Origin of the sequence: Mycobacterium sp. (assembly GCF_032162105.1) — a bacterium.
GTDB lineage: Bacteria > Actinomycetota > Actinomycetes > Mycobacteriales > Mycobacteriaceae > Mycobacterium.
Genome location: NZ_JAVRPS010000293.1, coordinates 1 through 3,201 on the forward strand (window position 1 = coordinate 1; position 3,201 = coordinate 3,201).

Consider the following 3,201-nt stretch of genomic DNA (forward strand, 5'->3'; position numbering starts at 1 on the left):
CAACCGAAGTAGTTGATCCCGCCGGAGGCATCCCAGAAGACGTGTCCCCACATGTACGGATCGCCGCCATCTGGGCCGTTGTTGCCGTCGATGAACGCGTCCGGCCCGCTCGGCGGGTCGTTGATCCAGCCGAACACGGTCGAAGTGTCGTAGCCCTGCGCCGACGCGTTGAGTCCGACGGTCTGCAGGTTCGCCACCACGATGTTGGCCATCGACTGGGCGTTGACGTTGCCGTTGGCATACCCGATCACCAACGTCTTGTTCGCGTTGGCAGGTAGCGCATCGACATATGACTTGAAAGCGCCCGCGTCGTAGGAGATCGACTGCTTGTCCGCATCACCGGGGATCATCCCCTTGGCGTACATGGTGGTGGCCACCTCGGAGCGCTTGCCCAGCACCTGACTCACCAGCGTCGCCTGGTCGAGCGACTTCAGGAACGCAACTCTGGCGTCGGCATTCTTGAAGAACTCATGGCTCGGATTCACCGTCACCAACGCGCCCTGCAGCGTCGGCAGGAAGTAGTTCGATACGTTGGCCGCGTTCTCGTACTTGCCCAGGCTCGAGGATGGCAGTGCGGCCGCGATCACGTCGACGGTGCCGTTGTCGAACGCTAGCTCGAGCGCGGACTCGTCGGTGTAGACCGGCAGTTCGACCTTCTTGAACGGCGACTTGGGCCCCCAATACCCGTCGTACTGGGTCATTTCGTACTTGACCCCGGTCTGCGCAGTGGTCAGCGTGTACGGACCGGTGCCCAAATCATGTGAGGAGAGGTAGGTCTGGGCGTCGTCGGAACCGGCGTTGGCCTTCAACCCATCTGGCGATTCCATCTTCGGACCGAACGGCGACGCAAGGTAGCTCAGGAAGGCGGTGTTCGGCTGCTTGAGCGTGATGACCGCCGTGTAGTCGTCGGGCGTCTCGACGCTCTTGACGACGTCGACCATGTATGCCGCACCGCCTTTCACCGCGATTCGGCGCTTGAACGCGACGTCGACGGCAGCAGCGGTAAACGGCGTGCCGTCGTGGAAGGTCACACCCTTGCGCAGATGAAAGGTGTATACGTCATGGGTGGGATTTTCCTCCCACGATTCGGCCAGGCGCGGCGCGATCTCGACCTTGTCGGTGTTGTTCTTGTATTGGACCAGACCTTCGTACGCGTTGATCATGATCGCGGTGCCGTTGTTGGCGTAATAGATGTCGGGGTCGGGCGGCTGGCCGATGTCGCCGAGCAGACCGACGGTCAGGGTGCCGTCGGTCGGTGGACCGGATGCCTCACCGCCGCCCCCGGATTGGCTGGGGGTGCCGGAACTACACGCGCTCAGGCCCAGGGACAGGGACAGGGCGGCGCAGACGGCGAGGCCTCGCAACAGTCGGGTGTGCATAGCGGACTCCCTTGTTCGGTTGACGGGTGGTGCGAAGGAAAAGGTGAGGCTGCGGTGCTTCATTCGGCGGCCACCCTCGGGTCGGCGAGCGCCTGCAGCAGGTCAACGACCAGATTGGACACGACGTAGATGGCCCCCAGCACCAGCGTGACCCCGGCGATTGCCGGAAAGTCGGAGACCGGTATCGAGGCGGCCAGGTAGTTGCCGATGCCGGGCCACGAGAAGACCTGTTCGACGACGACGACACCGGCGAACATGAATCCGAGCTGCAGCCCGCTCATCGACAGGGCAGGCCCGATGGCGTTGCGCAGGACGTGGTGGGCGACCACCTGCGGCTCGGTCAGCCCCTTGGAACGGGCCGTCCGCACATAGTCGACCTCCAGCACGGCCAGCAGCGACGACCGTAGGACCCTGCCCATTGCGACCGCCGGTGCAATGGACAGCACCACCGCGGGGAGCACCAGATGCCGTAGCGCGTCGACGAACGCGTCGGCCTGGCCGTGCAGCAGGGTGTCGACCGCCTGCATGCCGAACGGCCCTGGATCCTCGAAGTTTCCGACGCCGCGGGCCGGTAGCCAGCCGAGCTGGCCGAAGAAGATGATGATGCCGACCAGCGCCAGCAGGAACGGCGGTGCCGCCGCCAGCAGCAGCAGTGCACCCCGGCCGATCCTCGCGCCGGGCCACCGCAGCGCGCCGGACATCGCATATAGCGCCGCCAGCGCCAGCGCGACGAGGAACGCCGCGACGACGAGTTCGAAGGTGGCCGGTAGGTAGGTGGCAAGGTCGGATGTCACCGGCTGCCGGGTGCGTAGCGACCGGCCGAGATCCCCGGTGAACAGCCCTCCGAGGAAGCGGAAGTACTGGGCGAAGAAGGGGTCGTTCAGGCCCAGCCGCTGGCGCTCCGCCGCGACCATTGCGTTCGAGGCGTTGGCCCCGACGTACGCGCGGGCGGGGTCTCCGGGCGAAACATATTGCAGCACAAAGATCACCAGCGACAAGGTCAACAGGATGACCACGGCGGCCGCGAGTCGGCGGGTGAGGAAGCCCAGCATCGGCTACCTCCGGACCGGGATGAGGTTGCGGATGGCGTCGCCGCCGACGTTGGCGAGCAGGCTCAGCAGCAGCACCGTGATGCCCGGGATGCCGGGCACCCACCACTGACTGAGCAGCTGGCTCAAAGTGCGTGCGGTGTCGGCGCCGAGCTCAGGGGCCGGCGCCCGCTGACCAAGCCCCAGGAATGAGAGCGCGGCGAGCAGCAGCACCACGTTGCCGATGTCGAGGCTGGCGCTGACTACCGCCGTGGGAACCACGCCGGGCAGCAGGTGGCGGGTGAGGATTCGCGACCGACTGACCTCGGACAGCCGGGCAGCCTCGACGTGCGGGCGGACAGCGAGCGCCTTGGTTTCGCCGCGCACGATGCGGGCGTAGTACGGCCACCACACCAGTGACACGCCGATCAGGGTGTTGACCAGACCGGATCCCAGCGCGGCAACGATGGCGATCGCAACCAGTGCACCGGGTAGCGCCAGAAACAGGTCGGTGATGCGCATCAGGAGAACTGAGTCGACCCAGCCGCCGGTTGCGCCCGCGATCAATCCGATGGTGCCGCCGATGAGCAGGCCGATCGCGACCACCACCAGCGCGCTGAGCCAACTCACCTGGATACCGATCAAAGTGCGGGACAATAGATCTCGACCAATTCCGTCAGTGCCGAGTAGGTGCCCAGGACTCAGCGGGGGCAGGTTGATGGAGCCGACGGGTTGGATCGGGTTGTACGGAGCGAGCTGCCTCGCGAACACGGCGACCAGCGTTACCAGGGCAA

3 protein-coding genes are annotated in these 3,201 nt (G+C 65.6%); all 3 read right to left on the reverse strand.

Annotated features, from left to right (window positions below; translation table 11 throughout):
- A partial coding sequence (locus QOC69_RS15180) for an ABC transporter substrate-binding protein (RefSeq protein WP_526440884.1) occupies positions 1–1,379 on the reverse strand: 1,379 nt, incomplete at its 3' end.
- A gap of 59 nt (positions 1,380–1,438) precedes the next feature.
- Positions 1,439–2,431, reverse strand: a complete 993-nt coding sequence (locus tag QOC69_RS15185; RefSeq protein ID WP_526440886.1) for an ABC transporter permease — start codon at positions 2,429–2,431, stop codon at positions 1,439–1,441.
- A 3-nt stretch (positions 2,432–2,434) separates the two neighbouring features.
- The coding region (locus QOC69_RS15190; RefSeq protein WP_526440888.1) for an ABC transporter permease at positions 2,435–3,201 on the reverse strand (767 nt) is incomplete at its 5' end.

What these genes read in the sequence shown, in the direction of transcription:
- QOC69_RS15185 (WP_526440886.1), bottom strand. Translation starts at nt 2,431, where the DNA reads ATGCTGGGCTTCCTCACCCGCCGACTCGCGGCCGCCGTGGTCATCCTG.